This is a genomic window from Streptosporangium sp. NPDC005286, assembly GCF_040607515.1.
GTDB lineage: Bacteria > Actinomycetota > Actinomycetes > Streptosporangiales > Streptosporangiaceae > Streptosporangium.
Genome location: NZ_JBEXGU010000011.1, coordinates 84,031 through 105,348 on the forward strand (window position 1 = coordinate 84,031; position 21,318 = coordinate 105,348).

Genomic DNA, 21,318 nt, shown 5'->3' on the forward strand with positions numbered 1-21,318 from the left:
GGTTGGTGGACAGGCCCGGGGTAAGAACGGTCTCGCTGTGGTTGGTGGACAGACCACGTGCCATGAGAACTCTCCTCAGGGAGGCCCCGCCCTGGTGAGCGGGGCAAACGGGTGAATACCGCCAGGCTGGCCGACGCTCCTTGGTGGAGGCTTGGCGCCTCGTGCGCCGCCGTCTTGGCTCACAGCTTCCGAGGGCGACCGAGCGGCTGAGGCCTCGCTCGCTCATACCGGGCGCCAAGCTCCCACCAAGTGGGATCGGTCCAGTGCAGCCGGGCCCTGAGTGGAATCCGGTGGGATACCCGGATGACCGGATGCCCGCCGTCGACGATCAGGCTCTCGGCGGACACCCGCCGGTTCTCGCCGGGATGAGCGGTCCCGGAGCGGGCGGCCGTGCCGAATGCGAATCGGTCAGAGTCTTGATCATCGGCGTGGTTCTCTTTGCCTTTTATGAGGAAATATCCCCGCCGTACCGTTTACACCTTCTGGGGGAACAAATGTTCATTGTCCGTTATCTCATCACCGCCGTTCTCGCCGCCTCAGCGGTGGCGCTCACCGCGCCGGTCGCGTACGCCGATCCTGAACCCCTGCCGCCCTGGTCACCCTTGTCGGAGGACTACGAGCCCTCGGGCACGCTGACGGTCAGGAACGGTGACCGCACGGAGACCCGGACCTGGGTGCCCGGTCACCAGAGCTACCGGAGCACCGAGAACAGCTCCAGTTCGCTGCACAGGTAGGCCCTAGGACTCCGGAGCGTGCGGGGGTCGTGCTCGCCCTGGCAGGTGGTCGCACATGGTTTGTCGGCAAAGATCCATTATCTTGCGGATTCCCCATATCCTCTCCGGAGGCGAAGAAGGGTGAGGGCATGACCGAGCAAGAGGCTGTTCCAGCGGGTATCGACCCGAACACCCCAAGTGTCGCTCGAATGTACGACTACTACCTCGGAGGCAAGGACAACTTCGCCTCCGACCGGGCGGCCGCGGAACAGTTCATGCGGGTGGTGCCCGGTATCCGCGAGATGACCCGGGCGAACCGGGCGTTCCTCTCGCGAGTCGTCGAGCTGCTCGTGCGCCAGGGCGTGCGGCAGTTCCTCGACATCGGGTCGGGACTGCCGACGCAGGACAACGTGCACCAGGTCGCCCATCGCATCACGCCCGACACCCGGGTGGTCTATGTCGACAACGACCCCATCGTCCTGGTGCACGGCCGTGCGCTCCTGGAGGACAACCACCTCACCTCTGTCGTCCAGGGCGACATGCGGGAACCCGAGAAGCTCCTGAGGGACCCGCAGATCGAGAGCGCCGTCGACTTCACCCAGCCCGTCGCGGTGCTGCTGATCTCGATGCTGCACTTCATTCCCGACGACGCCCTGGTCGCCCACATCATCACCACGATCCGCGAACGGCTGGCCCCGGGTAGCCATCTGATCGTCACGCACGCCTTCGAGGCCAACGTCAGCGCCGAGGTGCACGAGGCCGGGCAGCAGGTCTACCGCTCGACCAGCGCGGGGGCGCTCACCTCGCGCGGCCCGGAACAGCTGGCCGAGCTGCTGAGTGGAATGGAGCTGCTGGAGCCGGGGATCGTCCCGGTCGAGGCGTGGCGCTCCGAGTACGACGAGTACGGAGAGAAGATCACCGTCGACTTCACCAAGCCTGGCATCCTCGGCGTCGTCGGACGTAGCTGACCGCCTCCAGGCGAACTGGACTGGGAAGGCGCGAAGTGAAGAGCGTCAGCCAGGGCGGCGGGTTTGTGGCCGGCGGGCCGGCAACAGGACGCAGTCACCGCACATGCCGCCGCCGGGCAGGCGGTAGTACAGGCAGCAGCTGCGACGGACGAAGAAGGGACGGCCGGGTACGGGCTCGGTCAGTTCGCCGGTGCCGCGCAGGAGATCCCGGTCCAGCAGTTCGCGGCCCAGCCGCACGGCCTTCGCGGTGAGGTCGGGCCGTCGGTGGGTGAAGGCGCCGATGGTTCCGGCCAGTGCGGAGGCCGCATTGCCCCACAACAGCCCCGGCGCGATCTTCACGATCCGCCGGACCGCCTCCGCGAGCGGTTCCAGCATCTCGGCCATGATGCCGCGGTAGACCGGTTCGGTGATCCGCGCGGGGTCGCGGACGCCCCAGCCGGACAGCCGGGTGGCTCGCAGCGGCAGCGGGTCGGGGGCCGGCCGCCAGTACAGGTGCTCGGGGGCCAGGTCGATGAGCAGGTCGTGCGCGACCACGGCGCCGATGGACGGTGACCACAGGCGGGCGGCCAGGCCCTGGAACAGGATCGAGGCGGCCACCCGGTGCTCGGTGGTGTCCAGCCGTCCGGCCATGTCGTGGATTCTCGCCTCCAGGACGCCCGGATCCGTCCACAGATCGGTGAACGGCCGCCATCCGGCCTCGGCCTCGCCTGTCTCGATCCCGAAGTAGCCGCCGATGGCGCGGACGTCGGCGACCGCGCCGGCGACCACGGCCGGGGCGGCGGGCAGCAGTCCGGGCGGAGCACCGGCGCGTGAGTCGCACGGCATGGCAACCGCCTTCCTCTCTTGGGGAGTTCCGCCCCAATTTCGCTGAGGAGGCGACGGCGTGAGTCTCCTGGCTCTCGGGTCCAAGCTCGCCCGGCCTTCCCACCCGTACCCGGGCAGTGGCGATGTCGGGGTCCGCTCGCCGATCACAGTGGCGGGACCGCGCCGGGTTCACACCGGCTTCCTCGTTCCGCCGTCACCTTCGCTGTCATGGTCGCACGGCCCGCGTGATTCGCGGTGGGAGGGCCTGCCCAAGGAGGCCACCGCTTCCGGCGGCGCGCTTTTCACCGCGTACCGGCGATACCTTGCCCAACTCGCGATCATGCTGTGACCAGCGGCCCCGCGCCCCGAGGACGAGACAAGTTCAATGATCCACAACCGGGTCGCAAGTCCTCATCGCTACCGTGATCGCCGATCACATCTTGTTGACGGCAAGGAGAGAATCAGGGTGGCAGCGGTGGATTCCGTGCTTCGGACCGCTCGGCGGCGGATGAACACGTACCTGCGCGAGGGTTCTGACACGTTGGACCTGTCGGGTCTCGGGTTGGCCCGGGTGCCCGAGGAGGTGGCCGAGCTTCCCGGCCTGCGGGTGCTGCGCCTGAGGTCCAACTGGTTGACCGAGCTTCCCCGGTTCCCGACCGACCTGCCCGCGCTGACCGAGCTCTACCTCGGGGGCAACCGTACGCTGACCGCCCTGCCCGAGTGGATCGGCGAGCTGACCGGACTGGTCCGCCTCGATGTCTCGGTGACCGGACTGCGCCGCCTCCCCGACTCGATGCGCGAGCTCACCGGTCTCACGGAACTCGACCTGAGCAACCTCCATGACCTGGAGGAGGTGCCCGAGTGGATCGGCGACCTCACCCGGCTCGCCAGGCTCCGCATGTGGTACGCCGGGCCGGCCTGTTTCCCGGCGTCGATGGCCCGTCTCACCGCCCTCACCTGGTTGGACCTGACATACAGCCGGCCCGCCGACCTCTCTCCGTGGCTGGGCGAGCTGACCGCTCTGGAGCATCTCGATATGGGATGCGTCCCACTGACCGGCCTGCCGGAGTCGATCGGGAACCTCACCGCCCTCACCTCTCTCGGCCTGTGGAACACCGGGCTGACCGAGCTGCCGGAGTCGATCGGCAAACTCACCGCCCTCAGATCCCTCAGCCTGGGCAAGAACAAGCTGACCGCCCTTCCCGCGTCGATGCGGACCCTCACCCCCCTGACCAAGCTCGATCTGCAGGGAAACCGGCTGGCCGAGCTGCCGGAGTGGCTGGGTGAGCTGACCGCGCTCACCGAACTGCGCCTGGACCGCAACGACCCCAGGCCCCAGGTTCCGGCCTCGCTGCGAGCACTCGCGCGAACCCGTCCGGAATGGCGCCGCTTCCTGGCCAGCCGCACCCGCTGAGCTTCGAGGATGCCGCCCGGGTCGGGGCGGCATCCCATGAACCTCCTATCGATCTTCGCAATGAGAACCCATTGCCAAAGGTCGAAGGCGCGTCAACTCACGGGTGCAGCGGATCTGAAGATGGGCCCGAGACGGGCGGCGGACCTCAGCGGGGAGTACCCGGTGTGCTCGGCGGCGGCGGCGGCGGCGGGGGCGGCGGGGGCGGCGGCACTGGGGTGCCACCTCCGCCTCCGGTGTGCTGTCCAGGTTCGCCACAGTCATGTATGGGGTTGCACACGGGGGGCATGGCGAAGGCGGAACCGGCGGTGAGCGCCTGCGCACCGCCGAGTGCGAAGAACATCGCGATGACCGCGATGGCCTTGTGCTTTCTGTTCATGAGAGGTCCTCCTTCCGTCGTTGAGAATGATCGACGATCTCTCGATCGCCTTGGAGACGTCTTGGAGGCGGCTGCAATCGGCTTGGGACCAGCGCATGCTGTACCAGAACGCCGTCCGGGCGGCGCGGTCCGCACCGCGACAACACCGCCGGGGCAGGCGTCGGCGGACCTGGTCCCACGAGGGCACAGCGGCCCGTTCTCCTCGCGCCGGCGGGGATTTCCAGCGTCGGAAGGTCAGGAAAGGCGGCCGACGTAGGCGAGGGCCTGCTTCAGGAGGGTGCCCTGCCCGCCGAGCATCTCCTGCTGCACCAGCGGTGACGAGGCCTCCTCGGGAGTGAACCAGACAAGGTCGAGGGCGTCCTGCCGGGGGCGGCAGTCACCCGCGACCGGGACGACGTAGGCGAGGGAGACCGCGTGCTGCCGGGGGTCGTGGTAAGGCGTGACGCCCTGCGTCGGGAAGTACTCGGCGATGGTGAACGGCTGCGGAGAGGCGGGGATGTTGGGCAGTGCCGTCGGGCCGAGGTCCTTCTCCAGATGGCGGATGAGCGCGTCGCGGACCCGCTCGTGGTGCAGCACCCGGCCGGAGACGAGGGCGCGGCTGACCGTCCCGTCCGCTCCGATGCGCAGCAGCAGGCCGACATGCGTGACCACTCCGGCCTCGTCGACTCGCACCGGCACGGCGTCGACGTAGAGGATCGGCATTCGCGCGCGGGTCGACTCCAGCTCTTCGGGAGAGAGCCAGCCGGGCGTGGTTTCGGTCATTTCGGTCATTGATCGATCGTACTTCGCGGTGGGCTCGGAAACGCGTTCTTCCCCGGCGACCTGCCGAAAGTCAGGGCCGACGGGGCGCCGCCCGGCCTCGCTCGCGGTACGCCGGTCGTGGAGTCGATGCTCGCGATATTGCCAGGCGTACCGGCTTCTCGCCATGCCGAACGCGCCGCCATCCACCGCGCGCAGACCCTGTTCATCACCGCTCCGATCTGGCTCTTATGATTCACCGCAGACCCGACATAGACCTCTTGGAAAGAGAACCGGTTGTTGGGAATGTTCATCTCGGTGAAATGCTCAGGCCGCTATCGTGAAGACGTCGCGTGAGCGAGAGAAGGTGGCGAGATGGCCAGGCATGAATGGGACCCCGACCTGGGCGGTGGTCAGAATGAAAGCACTGGGCGTCGAATTGCCAGGGCGCGTAAACGCAGAGGGCTCACCCAAACCGGCCTGGCGGCCAGGGCCAATGTTTCCCGCAGCCTGATCGCGCAGGTCGAGGCGGGTCATAAACCGGCCACTCCCTCGCTTGTGGCGGCTGTGGCAAGGGCCTGCGGGGTCGATGCCGCCGAGATCAACGGCCAGCCCTACCGAGGGTCCGACAGACGCACCGACGCGGTGCACGCGGCGATGCCCGCCATCAGGCGCGCTCTCACCTACGCCGACATCTCCCCGGAGCTGGAGGTCCCTCCCCGGTCACTTGATGAGCTCGCCAAGGAACTGGTCAAACTCCAGAAGCTGCAGGGGGCCGCCGCCCATGTCAGGCTCGGTGGGCGCCTGCCGTCGGCCATCGAGGAGCTGACGGTCCACGCGGTCGAGTCGGACACTCCGAGGGCGTGGCGCCTGCTGAACCACGCGTACGCCATAGCGGTGTCCCTGACCCGCCGCCTGGGCTACAACGACCTGGCGCAGGTCGCCGTCGAGCGGGCCGCGACCGCCGCGCTGCGCGCCGACGACCCGCACCTGCGGCACCTGGTCTCGCTGTCGCGGGCGCTGCTGCTGCTCACCCTGGGGTCCGGTGACATCGCGCTGACCATGGTGAGGCGGGCGGCGAGCGACGTGGACCGGTCAGATCCGGCAGGCCTGCAGGTTTACGGCTCCCTCCAGTTGCGCGCAGCCGTCTCCGCCGCCCGGCTGGGGCACGAGTCGGACGCCTGGGAGCACCACGGCCTCGCGGCGGAAACAGCCGCCCGCATCGACTCGCGAACCCGGCCAGATCCGTACGGGCTGCAGGTGAATCCCGTCAACGCGGTGATTCACGGATGTGTGGTGGCGACGGAACTTGGTGACTACGACAGGGCGATTCGCCTGGACTCGGGTTTCATCCCGCCTGCCAGGATGTACGCCGAACGTAGGGCACATCACGAGATAGACATGTCCAGGGCACATCTGTGGCTCAGGGATCACGACAGAGCACTCAGACGAGTTCTCAACGCCGAGCGAATCGCCCCCCAGATGACACGATTCCATCCTACGGCGAGAGAGACCGTCAGGCAGCTGGGCGCCTATTACCGCACCGTCCCTGAGCAGTTGCGCGGTCTGGAAAGTCGAATGGCCTTCTAGATTTATCCGGGAGAATTGTTCACGGGAAACTGTGAACACTGCCGGTCGTCATGTTCCGTAAGGTCACCGTGATGGTGAGCATCGCGCTTCTCGCCATCCGAATCCGATGATTCCGACCTTGGAGGACGGGTGACACGGCGTGCGGTACGGGCTGGATATCGGGAAATGATCGACGAGGCGTCGGCGAACCGGCACGACCGGGCGCTGGCGGTCGTTCAGCGACTCCTGGTCGAGCGGGGAATCCGCGCCCACCGCCATCACACGATCAGCCTGGGTTTCGCCGACCGTACGGACGCTCCCACCTGGCCCGGACTATCCGCTCCCCGCTCGTGGACGGAGCGGCATCCGCCCGAACTGGTCGTGATCGACTCCCAGGGCAGGCGCGTCGCCACGGTGACCATAGGCCCGCGCTCGGGCTGCTACCTGGTGTCCGTCCGCGACGGTCCCCACCTGCAGGCCTTCAGGCAGGAGCAGCCCCAGAACGCCGTGCACCTGATCATCGCGACCCGGCGGGTGCCGGCCTGTCCCCTGCCGGCCATGGAAGAAGGGGTTTGCTGACGACCAACACCTGCCGCCCCCGGTGTGAGCGACGTCGGCATTCCGCGCTGAAATCGAGATCTCCCCCGCCAGGGGGAGGATGGTCTTCCGCGTTGAGGTTACGCTGTCGCCATGGGCCTCAGGGGCCGGATGGCCGCATCGTACGTGCTGGTGACGGCGGCGGCCGTGGTGGTCGTCGAGGCGGTGATCCTGGGCGTCTACGTGCCGACGCTCATCGGTGCCTCCGATCTGCAGAACCGCCTCCAGACCCGGGCCGGCCGGGATGCGAAGGTACTCAGCCTGACGGTCAGCGACGTCAACGCGGCCAATCCCGGCGCCGTCATGACCGACAAGCTCATCGTGGCTCAGAAGATGGCGCGAGACGACATCTCCCTCAACGGGACAAGAGCGGGCCAGGACCAGGGCGTGCCGATTCCGTACACCATGGGCGAGGCCCTTGATCAGCCGGTCGAGGCTCTGGTCGACATCGACGGCGTGGTCCTCGCCGCCGCGGGGATCTGCGCGGTGGTGTTCACCTGAACCTCCCTTTGGGCGTCCACGACAGGATCGGGGAGGTTCGGGACGCCGTGCCGGCGTATGCAGGCGACGAGTTCCTGGTAGACCGCCAGGGCTGATGACGGGTCGGCACTCGGCGTATCCGGCCGATCTGATGAGGGGCCGGCCCCGCAGGCCACCAGGAGGGGCGCGATCAGGAGGACGCCCACTCCACGGATCTTCATAGCTTTACCTCCGGAGATGTCGAATACCTCAACACTTCCGGTCGAGCCGCTCCGACACATCGCGCCCGGGTGGAGCGACAGATCCCCCATCCGGGGGACAGGTCAGTGGGTGACGGGACGGACGTGCCGTCGGCGCCGCGCCCGCCACTAGACTTGAGCCCGTGGACGACGAGCCCGAGGTAGAGATCGGTGCACCGCTCCCCGCCACCGCCTACACGGTTCTGGGCGTCCTGTCGGTCCTCGACGAGGAGCTGTCCGCCGCCGAGATCAAGGTCCGGTGCGACTACACGCTGCGCTGGTTCTACTGGTCCCCCGCCATCAGCCACATCCGCCGGGAGCTGCGGAGACTGGGGGACCTGGGGCTGGTGACCGAGCGCGAGGTGACGATCGGCAGGGTCAGGCGGAGCACCCTGTACCAGACCACGGAGCGCGGTGAGGAAGTGCTCCGGCAGTGGGTCTCAAGCCCGCCGGTCGACGAGCCGGTGATGCTGAAGAACCCCGCGCTGCTCCGGGTCTACCTCGGCAGGTTCACCGAGCCCTACGAGCTCGTCAAGATCCTCGATGACCGGCTGGAGCAGCTGGAGGAGCAGATCAAGGACCTCGTCTGGGGCAAGAGGCGCAGCCACGAGCTCGGCCTCGACGAGGAGGAGCGTGTCCAGTACGGGACCGCGATCGGCGACTACCTGCTGCGCGCCGCCCACTTCGAGTACGGCAACGTGCGCCAGCTGCGTGATCGCATCGCCGACTACGATCCCGACCATCCGGAGCTGAAGGTCACCCGCCCGAAGGGCCTGCTCCGGCGCCGCCTGCGCCAGCACGACGCGCCACCGGAGGACCTGCCCGACGAGTGACGCGGCGGAGACGCCTGCGGGCATGCCGGAGCCACCGATCTCGCCGAGGCGGTCGGTGGCGGCGGTGCGTTCCCGCGAGCGGCGGACGGTCAGTTCTCCTCCGAGACCACCCCCAGGTACGTCCCGTAGACACCGAGCCGCTCGCCGTCACGCTCGATCTCCCCGAGCAGCCGGCTGCGCGGGGAGACCTCGCCGCCCAGCGGGAGCACGCTGAACCGGACGTGGACGGGCCGGGAGGTCTCGGGGTCGGTGATGTCGACCCAGACCGCGACGCCGCCCTTCACCTCGTCCTGCTCGACCTTCGTCACGCGGTGCCGCGAGGTCAGTTCGAGGAAGGTGTGCTCGCCGGTCAGGTCGAACCGGACGGGCGCGCACAGCTCCCCCTGCCGCGGCGGAATGCAGAGACTGATCGCCATCACTCGGCTCCTTCATCATCTTGATCGCGTAGGAAACGGGTCACCGCGTCGGCGAGGCCGCGGGGGTTGCTGGTCTGGATGGTGTGCCCGGCGTCGGGAATCCGTTCCCAGCGGGCTCCGGGGATGAGCGCGGCGAGTTCCGCCGCCCCTTCGTCGCTGAACACCCGGCTACGCTCGCCGCGCAGCACCAGGGTGGGGCAGGTGATCCGCGCGGCGGCCTGTCGCAGTTCGTCCGGAGAGGCGATCCTGCCCGTCTCCGGTTGGAACTGTGCCGTGTCGTGCTTCCAGGTGAGCAGGCCGTCGTCGGTCCAGGTCAGGTTCTGGGCCACCCCTGAGGTGGCCGCCTCCCGGGTACGCGGCAGCACGCCGGAGAGGAAGGCGTCGGCCTCGTCGAGGTCGGTGAAGAACGGGCGCCGGGAGATCAGCTCGTTGACGGACCGGCCCGCGGCGGCGTCGATGTCGGGGCCGACGTCGACCACGACCAGCCCGGCCAGCATCGCCGGGCGCCGGGCGGCCCAGATCAGGGCCGCCATGCCGCCCATCGAGTGCCCGATCAGGACGACCCGCCGGGCGCCGAAGCTCGCGGTCACCGTGTCGAGGTCCGCGGCGATGGCGTCGGTGCCGTAACCGCCGGGCCCCGCCCAGTCGCTCTCCCCGTGCCCGCGCAGGTCGAGTGCGACACAGCGCCCGAGTCGCCGAAGCAGCGGTCCGACACTGTCGAAGGAGTGCGCGTGCAACCCGCCGCCGTGCAGGAAGAGCAGCAGCGGCTCGGTGGCCGGCCCTGGCCACTCCAGGTAGTGCAGCCGCACCCCGTCGTCGGCCCGCACCAGACCCTCGGCGGGGAGCACCACGTCGGCGGGGGCGACTCCGGCGGCCGAGGTGAGCGCGGTGAGCCGCTCGAACTCGCTCGCGAAGGAGTGCATCCGCAACGTGCGTACCGAGGGCCGCCTCACAGGCCCGCCGGCCGGGTACCGATCACCTTCTCCTCGGCCAGGACCCGGATCTCGTCGGAGTCCATCCCGAGGATGCCGGTGAGGATCTCCTCGTTGTGCTGGCCCAGCAGGGGCGCCGGAGTGTGGAACCACGGCTCGCCGACACTGGCGAGGCGGAACGGCAGCCCGGCGGTCAGGAACTCTCCGGCGGTCGGATGTGTCACCGGCTCCCAGAACCCGCGGGCGGTGAGTTGCGCGTCGGTCAGCAGGTCGGCGGCGGGGCTCACCCGCGCGGCGGCGACACCGGCCGCCCGGAGCCGGTCCACCGCGTCGCCCACGTCGACGCGCGCGCTCCACGAGCCGATCGCCTCGTCCAGTTCGTCGGCCGACGCCCGCCGGCCCGGCTCGTGGGCGAGGTCGGCGCGGCCGGCCAGATCGTCCCGGCCCAGAAGCCGCGCGAGCGCGGGCCAGGCGTCGTCGTCGAGCAGGGCCAGGGCCACCCACTCATCGTCCCCGGCGCAGCGGTAGACCCCCTGCGGGCCGGCGCCCGGACCGCGGTTGCCGTCGCGCCGCAGCTCCCGGCCGTTGACGCTCGCCTCCAGGAGTGCCTCGGCCGCGACGTTGAGCGCGGCCTCGACCATCGTCGACTCGACCTGCATGCCTGCCCCCGTGGCATCGCGGACCTCGAAGGCGGCGATCGAGGCGAACGCGGCGTGCAGCCCGGCGAGGGGGTCGCACACGCCGCGGGGGATCAGTGGCGGACCATCGGCCGCACCGGTCATCCATGCCATGCCGCCGGCCTGCTCCATCGTCTGGGCGAAGCCCACCCGGTCGCGCCACGGTCCGTCGAGGCCGAACGCCGGCATCCGGATCATCGTGACGCGCGGGCTGGCCGCCCTGATCGCGTCCCACTCCAGGCCGAGATTGCTCATCACCCGGGGGGAGAAGTTCTCGATGACCATGTCGGCGGTGGCGATCAGGCGCAGCGCCACCTCGCGGGCCCGGGGCAGGCTCAGCTCCAGGGTGAGGTCGAGCTTGTCGCTGTTGTTGCAGAGGAAGAACAGGCCCCACTCCCACCACTGGTCGACGGTCGGGGGCCGGCCGCCGGAGAAACGCATCCCGTCGGGGCGGCGCAGCCCCTCCACCTTGATGACCTCGGCGCCCAGCGCGGCGAGGGTCTGGGTGGCCGAAGGACCGGCCCAGAAGGCGGTGAAGTCCACGATCCGCAGCCCCGCGAGCGGACGGGCCGCCGGGTCGGCCGCGCCCTCGGCCGCCGGGACCCGGTCTCGTACCGGCCAGCTCACCAGGCCGTCGTGCGTACCGAGGTCCGGCACCTCGCCGGGGTCGACGGTGCCGAACGCCTCGCTGCGGTAGGGAACCCGTGGCTGCGGGTGGCCGCTCGCGTTCTTGACGAAGACACCGCGCTCGCGGAAGTGGTCGATCTCGGTGACCGTGGTCGGGGTGCCGATGGGCGCGACGGGGATGCGCAGCGCGGCGGCGAACTCCACGATCTCGGCCGTGGTACGGGTGGCCGCCCAGTTCTCCACCATCTCGGCGAACTCCTCCCGCCGCCGCAGGCGGCCGGCGAAGGAGGCCAGGTCGGCGTCCTCGACCAGGTCGGGACGGTCGATCAGCACCAGGAAGTCGGCGAACTGCTGGGCGGTGATGGTGCAGAACCCGACCAGGCCGTCGGCGGTGGGGACGATCGAGGGCAGTTCGAGGTTCCTCGGCGGCAGGCCCTGCCCCCCGTCGGGGAGGCCGGCCGCGACCGCGGACAGGCCGCCCATCGTGATGACCATGGCTTCGAACGTCGACACGTCGACGACATCACCTTGCCCGGTACGCCTGCTTCGGCGCAGCGCGGCGGCGGCGGCGACGGCGCCGTAGGAGCCGGCCACCCACTCGCCGATCCGCCCTCCGGCCTGCAGCGGCATCTCGCCGGGCCAGCCGCGGCCGCCGATGGACCCGCACATCGCCTGCAGTACGAACTCGTTGACCGGCAGGTCGGTCTCGGTGTAGGGCCCGTCGAGGCCGAAGGGGGTGATCGAGACGACCACCGTCGCGGAGCCGGGTGGCAGCAGCCGGCGTACGGCGTCGACGTCCCAGCCCGCCGATCCGTCGGTGACGACGAGATCGACGTCGGAGAACAGTTCCGCGGTGCCGGACACCACGGACTTCTTGCCCGCGTTGAGATAGCCGAACAGCGCGCCGCTCCGGTCGGTGGCGGGCTGGAAGCCCGACGCGCTCCACCGGCGCATCGGATCACCTTCCGGTGGCTCGATCTTGACCACTTCGGCGCCGGCGTCGGCGAACATCTTGCCGCAGTAGGAGGCGGCGATGCCCGCCGAGATCTCCAGGACTCTGAGTCCGGCGTAGGGGGTGCGCTGCGTCATCTCTACCTCGCGTGGTGATGTGGGGGGATACGGCGCCCGCCCGAGGGGGGACGGGCGGGCGGCCGATCACCGGGGTCAGGCGTCCTGGCGGGTGCGGGCCTGGCCGAACCGGGTCATCCGGGCCCAGGCGTCGCGGTCGCGCTGGCTGGCCTCGCGGCCGACATGGGTGACCACGTCGACGTCGGTGGCCAGCGACCGGAGGTATCCGGCGGTCGCCTGCTCCCTGGGGATGTGCTTGAAGGGGTCGAAGGAGTAGGCCTTCATCGCGTTCTCATGGGTGATCTTGTTGATCACCGAGTCGGGCAGGTGGCCCATCGTCTCGATGACGTCCTCGGGCGCGAAGGGCCAGTTGCTGTCCGAGTGCGGGTAGTCCGACTCCCAGAACACGTGGTTCTCGTTGAAGTGGTCGATCAGCTGGGGGCCGACCTTGTCGGTGATGAAGCAGGTGTAGAGGTGCTTCTTGAACACGTCGGTCGGTCCGGTGTAGCCCTCGGGGAAGGTGGCGTTGGTCCAGCCGGAGTGGCGGTTGAGCACGTGCTCGGAGCGCCAGAGGAAGTAGGGGATCCAGCCGATGTCACCCTCGGTGAGGGAGAACTTCAGGTTGGGGAACTTGCCCCAGAACTCTGCCCAGATCAGCTCAAGCAGGGTGTACGTGCTCATCATCGAGGAGATGGACATCGCCACGCTCGGCGGCGCGTCGGAGGAGATCATCGGCATCCGCGAGGACGAACCTACGTGGCAGCAGAGCACCGTGTTGTTGTCCGAGGCCGCCTTGAACAGCGGGTACCAGTAGTCGGTGTGGATGCTGGGCATGTTCAGCGCCTCGGGGTTCTCCGAGAACGTGACGGCGTGGCAGCCCTTGTCGGCCAGCCGCCTGATCTCCTTGGCGGCCTCCTCCACGTCGAACAGCGGCAGGATGCCGCACGGGATGAACCGGCCGGGGTGGGCGCCGCACCACTCGTCGACGTGCCAGTCGTTGTACGCCTTGATCATGATCAGGTTGAGGTCGCGGTCCGGCCCCTGGTTGAGCACCTGCCCGGAGAACCCGGTCCAGTTCGGGAAGTTCAGGCCCGCGAGCTGGCCGCCCGCGTTCATGTCCCGGACCCGCTCGTCGACGTTGAAGCAGCCGGGCCGCATCTCGTCGTAGCTGCTGGCGTCGATGTTGTACATCTCGCGCGGCTTGCCGGCCACCGCGTTGAGGCCCATGTTCCGGCCGCGCAGGTCGCCGTAGTACCACTGCTGGACCCCGTCGTCCTCAAGAATCACCCGAGGGGCCTGGTCCTTGTACCTCTCGGGGACATGGGCGTGGAACATGTCCGCGGGTTCGGCGATGTGGTCGTCGACACTGATCAGGATCAGATCGTCCTTGTTCATTTCAACCTCCGTTGGTCGGTCCTGCCGGGCAGGACGGATGGGGGGTGCGGCCCAGACCCCTGTTTCGGATACGAGCCGGAGCCGATCGGGGAACGCGAGCGGGGCTCAGGCCCGCTCCCGTACCGGCCGCCAGGTCGCGAGGAGCAGGACGGCCGAGCCACCCACGCCGACGAGCAGGGCGACCGCCAGCCGGATCCACCCGTCGGCGAGGGCGTCGATTCCCAGCGCCGCGTCGAGCGAGGCTCCGCCCGGACCGGCGAGGGCGACCGCGAGGCAGGTCACCGCGAGCAGCAGTACGTACTCGTAGCCGTCCTTGAACACGAAGAAGCCGTTGCGGGCGTGGGCGGTGAGTCCGGCGACGACCGAGACACCGACCAGCGCGCCCGCCGCCACGGGTGTCAGCAGTCCCAGCGCGAGTGCCGTGCCCGCCGCCACCTCCACCACGACCGACATGACGGCCTGCAGCCTGGGATGGCGCATGCCCAGGCCCGCGAACCAGCGGGCCGTTCCGGCGAGCTTTCCGCCGCCGAAGGCGTGGTTGAGACCGTGCACGATGAAGATCACTCCGACCGCGGCACGGACGAGGAGGACGGCGCCGTCCGTCGGCCCCATCAGTCGCTGGCCGGGAGCGGCTTGGCCTCTTTGAGGACGAGGTCGGTCTCGCCGTCCGACAGCGAGCCCTCGCCGCCCACGGTCACGAGCACCTCGACGGCGTCGTCGTCGGGGTGGGTGTAGCGCTTGCCGAGCAGTGACCCGCGCATCCGCTCCGCGGCGGGTGTCACCTCCGCCGAGCCGGACGCGTCACGTCCGAGCATCGGAGCGCCGCCGCAGCAGAGCGACAGCGGGCGCGTCCCCGGCCGGACGACGATGACCTCGGTGGTGCACACCTGACTCTTCAGGCGCAGCCCGGCGCGGAGGCCGACGGCCTCGGTACTCATGATCGACTCCTTCGTTGAACGGGTACCCGCGCGGCTCTTCGCAGGTTCGGGGACCGATACGCGGCACACGTCCGCGACATCGGCCCTCGTTGGATGGGCACTCGCTCAGCTCTCCGCGGGCGGGCCGAGCTGGGCGACGAGATGGCGGCGGATGATCTTTCCGGTCGGTGTGTAGGGAAGTTCGGCGCGGAAGACGACCTCGTCGGGTGTCCGGGAGCCGCGCAGCAGGCCGCGGACGTGCGCGCGCAGCTCCGCGACATCGGCCTGTGCGTTCTCGCGCCGGACGACGACCGCGACGAGTCGCTGGCCCCACTCGTCGTCGGGCACCCCGACGACCGCGACCTCCGCCACCGCGGGGTGGGTCAGCAGCGCGTCCTCCACCTCCGCGGGCGCGATGTTCTCCCCGCCGCGGATGATGGTGTCGTCGTTGCGGCCGCCCAGGAACAGGTAGCCGTCCTCGTCGAGACGGGCGAGGTCACGGGTGGGGAACCAGCCGTCGGCGTCCAGCACCGAGCCCGTTCCCCGGTACTCCCCGGACACCTGCTCGCCGCGGACCCACAGCTCGCCGGTCAGTCCCGGGCCGAGGACCGATCCGTCGTCCGCCCGGATCTGTGCCTCGATGCCGGGCACGACCTGACCGGCCGAACCGAGCCGGGCCCGCAGGAGCGGATCGTCGGACTCGACCGCCTTGCGGTGATCCTCGGGCCCGAGTACGGCGATGGTGGAGCTGGTCTCGGTCAGGCCGTAGGCGTTGGCGAATCCGGTCTCCGGAAAGGCGCGCAGGGCCTGTTCGAGCACCGGCAGCGGCATGCGCGCGCCACCGTAGGCGAGCGAGGCGAGCGCCGGGCAGTCCGCGTCCGCTCCGCCGAGATGCTCGACGACGCGCGCCAGCATGGTGGGCACGACCATCGCGCCGGTCACCTCCTCCGAGCGCACGAGCTCCAGCCAGCAGGCGGGGTCGAAGTCCGGCAGGTAGACCATCCTGCGGCCCGCGTACACGTTGGTCAGGGCTGAGCCGATCCCGGCCACGTGGTACGGCGGGACACTGACCAGGGCGCAGTCGCGCTCGTCCGCCGTGGCGAACTCCACCGTGCCCAGGACGTAGGAGAGCAGGTGGGAGTGGCGCAGCACGACACACTTGGGATCGGCGGTGGTACCGCTGGTGAACAGCAGGACCGCGGCGGAGCCGGGATCGGCCTCGGGGCCGGGCACCGGCTCGGTCGCTCTGGCGGCTGACAGCCACTCCTCGGCCGCGATGACGCGATGACCGGTGCTCCTGGCGATCTCGACGTACCTGGAGTCCGCGATGACCACCGGTGCGTCCAGCCGATCGAGCAGGCCGCGCAGCACATCGCGAGGCAGCCGATAGTTCAGCGGGGCCAGCGGGAGTCCGGCGGCGGCGCCGGCGAACAGCAGGGTGGGCAGCAGCGGTGAGTTCTGGCCGATGAACGCGACCGAACCCGCGGTGCCCTCCCGAAGCAGGGTGGCCCCGGCGTTCGCGTCCCGCTCAAGGCCGGCGAAGGTGATGCCGTCCGCTCTGCGCCCGAGGGCGACGCGGTCCGCGAACGCGGCCGCCGCCATGGAGAGAAGCATGGAGATGCTCACAGGGCCTCCGTGGTCCGTGGCGAATTGCGACCAGTAGAACTCGGACCTTTAGTCCTGTCAACCCTCAAGATTGGAACCGTTTGTCGGGAAGGAGTTAGGGGTGCCTAACTTGATCTTCTTTGCAATATGCCCGGTTCTGTCGGGTTTTTTGGGTGGAGGTATCGGACTATCAGTGCAACATCACTTGGAGTTCGCACAGTCGCACCTCTTGACGTAGTGAGGAGCACTGAATCTAATAGGTCCATAGTTCTGTGATGGGAATCACTTCCTGGGGTGGTTGTACATGCATGTGAGACAACGAGTCGGAACCCTGGCGCGGAGGATGAGCCGGTGACCGCCGGCCGCGCGGCGATCGCCGGGGTGTTCAACACCCCGCAGGCGCGACGCCTGGAGAACTGGACGACCCGGAAGCTGATCGCGTCGGCCGCCCTGGGCGCCCTGCGCGACGCCGGGCTCACGCTCGCCGACGTCGACGGGGTGATCACGGAGGGAGATTCCTCCGCGCTCATCTACGACCTGCGACTCGGACCCGCCTGGCAGGGACGGGGATTCGGCCTCGACGCCGTCGTCGAGGCGGCCAACGCGATCGAGGGAGGTCAGGCCGACGTCGTCCTCATCGTCGCGGCCGCGGCCGGGGTGTACGTCGACCGGGACGCGACCGCGCCGTGGACCCGGCCGGAGAACGAGTTCGTGGCGCCCTGGGGCCTCTTCACCGCCGCGGAGTTCGCCCTGATCGCCCGGCGGCACATGACGACCTACGGGACGACCCCCGAGCAACTGGCCATGGTCGCCGCGACCATCCGCAACAACGGTCACCACAATCCCGAGGCGGTGTACTCCGGGCGCGGCCCGTTCAAGCCCGAGGACATCCTCGCCTCCCGGATGATCGCCGACCCGTTCCACCTGCTGGACTGCTCGATGACCTCCGAGGGCGGGTGCGCGCTGGTCCTGGTCGCCGCCGACCGGCTGGCCGACCTCCCTGCCAAGCCCGTCCACGTGCTGGGCGGCGGCGCGGACTACTACGGTCCCGCCTACCAGTTCCCGCCCAGCTGGGACCTGGCCGGCCGTCGCGGCGGCCCGGTCAACGGCCGGATCGGCGGGCGGGCGGCGGACCGGGCGTTCCGGCACGCCGGCCTGGAACGTTCCGACGTCGACGTCCTCGAACTGTACGACCCGTTCTCATTCGAGATCATCCGCCAGCTGGAGGCGTTCGGCTTCTGCGCGCCGGGCGAGGGCGGCCCGTTCGTCGAGGACGGGCACATCGCCATCACCGGCAGCCACCCGGTCACCACGGACGGAGGAACGATGTCGTTCAGCCACGCGGGCGGGTCACCGCAGATGTTCCAGCGCGTCATCCGCGGCGTCCAGCAGCTCCGCGGCGAGGCGGGACCGCTGCAGGTACCCGGAGCCGAGGTGGCACTGTGCAGCGGCGCCGGAGCCGGAGCCCTGTTCAACTCGGTCGTTCTGCTCGGCACGGAGGCGTCGTCATGAGCACACCCCTGGCTCCCCAGCACGGTGAGTTGCCGCATGCCGAGCCCACCGAGCTGAGCGCCCCGTTCTGGAACCGCTGCGCGGAGGGAACACTGACCTTCCAGCGCTGCGCGGCCTGCCGGTCGATCAACTTCCCGCCGGTCGAGGTCTGCCGCGAGTGCCTGGGAACCGACCTCGGCTGGGAGGAGAGCTCGGGCCGCGGCACCCTCTACAGCTGGACGGTCGTGCACCGGCCGGTCACCGCCGCCTTCACCCCGCCCTACGCGCCCGCCATCGTCGACCTGGACGAGGGCTACCAGATGGTCACGGACCTGATCGGAATCGCACCCGAGGAGATCACCGCCGGGATGCCGGTCGAGGTCGACTTCCACGAGGTGAGCCCCGGACTGCACCTGCCCTACTTCCGGCCGCGCCCGAGCCGGCCCCTGCCCCGCGAGCCTCGCGAGACGGAAGAGGAAACCTGACCGGCTTCGTCTCCGCACTCCCCACCCCCCGCCGCAGTGCTCCCGGATGCGAGGAGAAACAAGAATGTCATCACCCTCCGGTACGTCAGCCGCCAACCTGCCACCTCGGTCGATTCCGGTCGTCATCACGGTGCTGCTCATCGCCGAGATCGTCAGCGCCTTCGAGACGACCATGGTCTACAACGCCCTGCCCCGGTTCATCACGGCGTTCCAGAGCAACGCCGCGGACGTCAGCTGGAGCGTGACGGCGTTCCTCCTCGTCGCGGCCGCGTCCGCCGCGCTGTGCGGCCGTCTCGGTGACGTCTACGGGCGGCGGAAACTCCTGATCATCGTGCTGCTGCTCTCGGCGGTGGGTTCGCTGATCAGCCTCTCCACCGGCACGCTGACCGGCGTGATCGTCGGCCGGGCGATCCAGGGAGCCGCCGGGGCGATCCTGCCGCTCTGCTTCGGCCTCGCCCGCGAGATGCTGCCGGCCAAACGGGTACCGGTCGCGGTCGCGGTCATCGCGGGTGCGGCGCTCATCGCCGGAGCGTCGGGCAACCTCGTCTCCGGCCTGCTGCTCGACCTGGCGGACTGGCACCTCATCTTCGTCTTCGCCGCCGCCCTGGCGCTCATCGCCGCCGCGGCCTGTCTGGTCCTGCGACCCTCGACCGTCGTCGCACGAGTACAGAAGATCGACTATGTGGGTGGTGTCCTCTTCGCCCCCGCCATCGCGCTGGTGCTGTTCGGAGTCACCCAGTCCCGTAGCTGGAGCTGGGGAGACGCCAGGACGCTTGGTTTCATCCTGGTCGGGCTGGCGATACTCGCGGTCTGGGCGTGGTGGGAGCTCAGGGTCGACGATCCCATGATCAATATCCGGCTGTTCTTCCAGCACAAGCTCGCCCTGACGATGCTCGCCACCGCGGTCCTCGCGCTCGGTCCGCTCGGTATCAGCGGATTCCTCTTCCCCCTGATGATGCAGACGCCGGAGGCGGCACCGGTGGGTCTCGGGCTGAGCCCGAGCGTCGCGGGGATGTTGGCCTTCTCCACCTCCATCATCGGCTTCGTGCTCACCCCGGTCAGCGGGCGCGTCTCGGCGGCCGCGGGGGCCCGGCTCTCACTGATGATCGGCGCGGCCGTCGGTGTGGCGGGCGTCGTGATGCTCGCGGTGCTGCACAAGAGCGTCGTCGGCCTGGTCGCGAGCACCCTCGTCCTCGGCATCTCGACGGCGTTCGTCTACACCGCGCTGCCCAACCTGGTGGTCGAGGCGGTCCCTGCCGAGAACACCAGCGAGGCGACCGGCGTCAACGTCGTCACCCGCACCGCCTTCCAGGGCGTCGCCACCTCGGTCGGGGCCGTGCTGCTCGCCTCCGCCACCGTGCCGGGGACCACGTTCGGAACCGAGGCGGCCTACTTCAAGGTGTTCGCCCTGATGGGGGTCTGCTGCCTGATCACGTTCGTGATCGGCATGGTCATCAAGCCCGGACGGGAAACGGCACGATCCGCGACGCCCGGGGTCGCGACCCCCGTGGCGGCGCAGGCCGACTGACGGCCGGCACCGGTTCAGGGCCCCGGGACGACGACGTCCCGGGGCCCCGCCCCCTGGCCCCCACCTCGGGGCGGTCGCGCGGGGTCTTTCGGCGGTACGGCCCCCGGTGCGCCGGAATTGTCACTCCCCGGTGCCAGACTCGCTCGGCATGAGTGACGATGTGCGGCTGAGGGATGTCGAAGAGGCCGATCTGGAGCTGTTCTTCGAGCACGAGCACGATCCCGAGACGGTCCGGCGGTCGAAGTTCGTCCCCCGGGAGCGGGAACGCTTCATGACCCACTGGACCACCAGGGTCCTGGGAGACCCCACGAACCTGGTGCGGACGGTCACCGTGGACGGCGAGGTGGCCGGCAATGTCGTGTCCTGGTGGGAGGGGGACATGCGCTTCATCGGATACGTGTTCGGCCGGCGGTACTGGGGCCGGGGCATCGGCACCCGGGCGCTGACACTCCACCTGCGACAGGAGCGGACCCGCCCGCTCTACGCCGACCCCTTCGGCGGGAACACCGGTTCGGTACGACTACTGGAGAAATGCGGCTTCCGGCGCGTCGAGACGGTCCGGTACGGCGAACACGAGCACATCATGCTGGTGCTGGACGATGCCCCCTCACCCATCTGATTCCGGGCGCGTCAGCGTACGCGGTGTATGAGCGTCAGGTCCTGTTCGAAAAGCACGAGGCCCGCTCACCCCTGTCGCGCTGTGCGAGTGTCTGTCGCGTAACTGTGGCCTCCTGGGTGAAGTGGCGGAGTCAGTGGTCGTCACCACCAGTTGGCATGGCGCCGCGCCCGCCCTCTGGGCGGACGCGGCGGGAACGGGAGCCGGCTAAGTGATGGAGGAGCGGATGGTGCCGGTCCAGAGGTTGGTGGCCTTCTGGTAGACCATGAGCAACTCACGGTCGAAGTACGGTGAGACGCCGGTGTCGTACCGGTTGTCGCCATCGGTGTCGGAAACGCTGACCGTGATGCCGTTGAGATAGCCGGTGCGGGTGTCGTTCGTGTACTGGGTCAGCCACGAGGACCCGAGAGAGCCTTCACCGGTGAACGGGGAGTCCACCCCGATGGGCCGGTCCGCGGGGAGGCCCGTGACCTTCATCGCGAACGTCGATCCGGTCGACCGTTCGAGGCTCTCGCCTGGGTAGGGCCGGCTGCCGTCGGGGTTGGGGCCGGCGGGGTAGCCGAAGACGTCGACCGTGGGCGCGAGCGGCTGGTTGAACGCGACCCCCTGGCCGCCGACGCTCTCGGCCAGCTTCCCGGTATCGGTCAGCACGTCCGGAGAAGAGAGGACGACGCCGTTGTACACGTTGACGAAGGCGAGGTCGCGGTCGTAGTCCCGGATGTCGTCGAAGTCATGGTGAACGAGGCCCTGCTTTCCGACGTACAGGCCGAAAGGGGTCGTGCCCTCGGAGTAGCCGGGGACGAAGACCCACTTGGCGAGCGCGCCGGCCG

21 protein-coding genes, 1 pseudogene and 1 riboswitch are annotated in these 21,318 nt (G+C 69.4%); of the genes and pseudogenes, 11 read left to right on the forward strand and 11 right to left on the reverse strand.

Annotated elements, in window-relative coordinates; translation table 11 throughout:
* The first annotated feature begins 311 nt into the window (after positions 1-311).
* The gene (locus ABZU75_RS06870; RefSeq protein ID WP_355550293.1) at positions 312-734 is read left to right on the forward strand and encodes a hypothetical protein; all 423 of its coding nucleotides are present in this window, start codon (positions 312-314) and stop codon (positions 732-734) included.
* Between the two features lie 128 nt (positions 735-862).
* Positions 863-1,681, forward strand: a complete 819-nt coding sequence (locus ABZU75_RS06875) for an SAM-dependent methyltransferase (RefSeq protein ID WP_355550295.1) — start codon at positions 863-865, stop codon at positions 1,679-1,681.
* Positions 1,682-1,726: 45 nt separating this feature from the next.
* Here the strand turns inward: ABZU75_RS06875 and ABZU75_RS06880 are convergent, their stop codons facing one another.
* The gene (locus ABZU75_RS06880; RefSeq protein ID WP_355550297.1) at positions 1,727-2,506 is read right to left on the reverse strand and encodes a (2Fe-2S)-binding protein; all 780 of its coding nucleotides are present in this window, start codon (positions 2,504-2,506) and stop codon (positions 1,727-1,729) included.
* Between the two features lie 60 nt (positions 2,507-2,566).
* Positions 2,567-2,693, reverse strand: a riboswitch (cobalamin riboswitch).
* 267 nt (positions 2,694-2,960) lie between these two features.
* On the opposite strand from ABZU75_RS06880, the gene ABZU75_RS06885 reads away from it, so the two are divergent.
* The gene (locus ABZU75_RS06885; RefSeq protein WP_355550299.1) at positions 2,961-3,899 is read left to right on the forward strand and encodes a leucine-rich repeat domain-containing protein; all 939 of its coding nucleotides are present in this window, start codon (positions 2,961-2,963) and stop codon (positions 3,897-3,899) included.
* A 145-nt stretch (positions 3,900-4,044) separates the two neighbouring features.
* On the opposite strand, the gene ABZU75_RS06890 is transcribed toward ABZU75_RS06885, so the two are convergent.
* A complete protein-coding gene (locus ABZU75_RS06890) occupies positions 4,045-4,275 on the reverse strand; it encodes a hypothetical protein (RefSeq protein ID WP_355550302.1) in 231 nt (76 codons plus the stop codon).
* Between the two features lie 234 nt (positions 4,276-4,509).
* Positions 4,510-5,046, reverse strand: a complete 537-nt coding sequence (locus ABZU75_RS06895) for an NUDIX hydrolase family protein (protein WP_355550304.1) — start codon at positions 5,044-5,046, stop codon at positions 4,510-4,512.
* A 342-nt stretch (positions 5,047-5,388) separates the two neighbouring features.
* Between ABZU75_RS06895 and ABZU75_RS06900 the strand changes: the two genes are divergently transcribed.
* The 4 genes from ABZU75_RS06900 (at position 5,389) to ABZU75_RS06915 (ending at position 8,731) form a co-directional block, all read left to right on the forward strand.
* Entirely contained in the window at positions 5,389-6,603 is a 1,215-nt protein-coding gene (locus ABZU75_RS06900) for a helix-turn-helix transcriptional regulator (protein ID WP_355550306.1), read from the forward strand.
* 165 nt (positions 6,604-6,768) lie between these two features.
* Positions 6,769-7,161, forward strand: coding sequence for a hypothetical protein (locus tag ABZU75_RS06905; RefSeq protein WP_355550308.1), 393 nt, complete (start codon positions 6,769-6,771; stop codon positions 7,159-7,161).
* Between the two features lie 111 nt (positions 7,162-7,272).
* The gene (locus ABZU75_RS06910) at positions 7,273-7,680 is read left to right on the forward strand and encodes a hypothetical protein (RefSeq protein ID WP_355550310.1); all 408 of its coding nucleotides are present in this window, start codon (positions 7,273-7,275) and stop codon (positions 7,678-7,680) included.
* Between the two features lie 361 nt (positions 7,681-8,041).
* A complete protein-coding gene (locus tag ABZU75_RS06915) occupies positions 8,042-8,731 on the forward strand; it encodes a hypothetical protein (RefSeq protein ID WP_355550312.1) in 690 nt (229 codons plus the stop codon).
* Between the two features lie 89 nt (positions 8,732-8,820).
* Here the strand turns inward: ABZU75_RS06915 and ABZU75_RS06920 are convergent, their stop codons facing one another.
* The 7 genes from ABZU75_RS06920 to ABZU75_RS06950 all read right to left on the reverse strand — a co-directional run bounded on the left by ABZU75_RS06920 (position 8,821) and on the right by ABZU75_RS06950 (position 16,389).
* Positions 8,821-9,147 (reverse strand): hypothetical protein, encoded by a 327-nt coding sequence (locus ABZU75_RS06920; RefSeq protein ID WP_355550314.1) that lies wholly within the window; start codon positions 9,145-9,147, stop codon positions 8,821-8,823.
* On the reverse strand, positions 9,147-10,070 hold the full coding sequence (locus ABZU75_RS06925) for an alpha/beta hydrolase (protein ID WP_355550316.1): 924 nt from the start codon (positions 10,068-10,070) through the stop codon (positions 9,147-9,149). The genes ABZU75_RS06920 and ABZU75_RS06925 overlap by 1 nt, the downstream gene beginning before the upstream one ends.
* 26 nt (positions 10,071-10,096) lie before the next feature.
* On the reverse strand, positions 10,097-12,472 hold the full coding sequence (locus ABZU75_RS06930; protein WP_355550318.1) for a CoA transferase: 2,376 nt from the start codon (positions 12,470-12,472) through the stop codon (positions 10,097-10,099).
* Positions 12,473-12,547: 75 nt separating this feature from the next.
* Positions 12,548-13,846 carry an amidohydrolase family protein gene (locus tag ABZU75_RS06935; RefSeq protein ID WP_350929219.1) on the reverse strand — a complete coding sequence of 433 codons (1,299 nt, stop codon included), beginning with the start codon at positions 13,844-13,846 and terminating at the stop codon, positions 12,548-12,550.
* 105 nt (positions 13,847-13,951) lie between these two features.
* Complete coding sequence (locus ABZU75_RS06940) at positions 13,952-14,458, reverse strand: DoxX family protein (RefSeq protein WP_355550321.1); 507 nt, start codon at positions 14,456-14,458, stop codon at positions 13,952-13,954.
* Positions 14,458-14,784, reverse strand: coding sequence for a hypothetical protein (locus tag ABZU75_RS06945; protein ID WP_355550323.1), 327 nt, complete (start codon positions 14,782-14,784; stop codon positions 14,458-14,460). Before ABZU75_RS06945 ends, ABZU75_RS06940 begins: the two co-directional genes overlap by 1 nt.
* A 105-nt stretch (positions 14,785-14,889) precedes the next feature.
* Positions 14,890-16,389, reverse strand: a complete 1,500-nt coding sequence (locus ABZU75_RS06950) for a long-chain fatty acid--CoA ligase (protein WP_355550325.1) — start codon at positions 16,387-16,389, stop codon at positions 14,890-14,892.
* A gap of 330 nt (positions 16,390-16,719) precedes the next feature.
* Here ABZU75_RS06950 and ABZU75_RS06955 point away from each other — a divergent pair, with 330 nt between their 5' ends.
* From ABZU75_RS06955 to ABZU75_RS06970, 4 genes are all read left to right on the forward strand, one after another.
* Positions 16,720-17,880 carry a thiolase family protein gene (locus ABZU75_RS06955; RefSeq protein WP_355550327.1) on the forward strand — a complete coding sequence of 387 codons (1,161 nt, stop codon included), beginning with the start codon at positions 16,720-16,722 and terminating at the stop codon, positions 17,878-17,880.
* Positions 17,877-18,344, forward strand: coding sequence for an OB-fold domain-containing protein (locus ABZU75_RS06960; protein ID WP_355550329.1), 468 nt, complete (start codon positions 17,877-17,879; stop codon positions 18,342-18,344). Before ABZU75_RS06955 ends, ABZU75_RS06960 begins: the two co-directional genes overlap by 4 nt.
* A gap of 64 nt (positions 18,345-18,408) precedes the next feature.
* Entirely contained in the window at positions 18,409-19,872 is a 1,464-nt protein-coding gene (locus ABZU75_RS06965; protein WP_355550331.1) for an MFS transporter, read from the forward strand.
* 148 nt (positions 19,873-20,020) lie between these two features.
* Positions 20,021-20,491: a GNAT family N-acetyltransferase gene (locus ABZU75_RS06970; RefSeq protein ID WP_355550333.1), complete on the forward strand. Its 471-nt coding sequence runs from the start codon at positions 20,021-20,023 to the stop codon at positions 20,489-20,491.
* 204 nt (positions 20,492-20,695) lie between these two features.
* Here ABZU75_RS06970 and ABZU75_RS06975 read toward each other — a convergent pair.
* A pseudogene (locus ABZU75_RS06975) lies at positions 20,696-21,318 on the reverse strand (hypothetical protein); the annotation flags it as partial.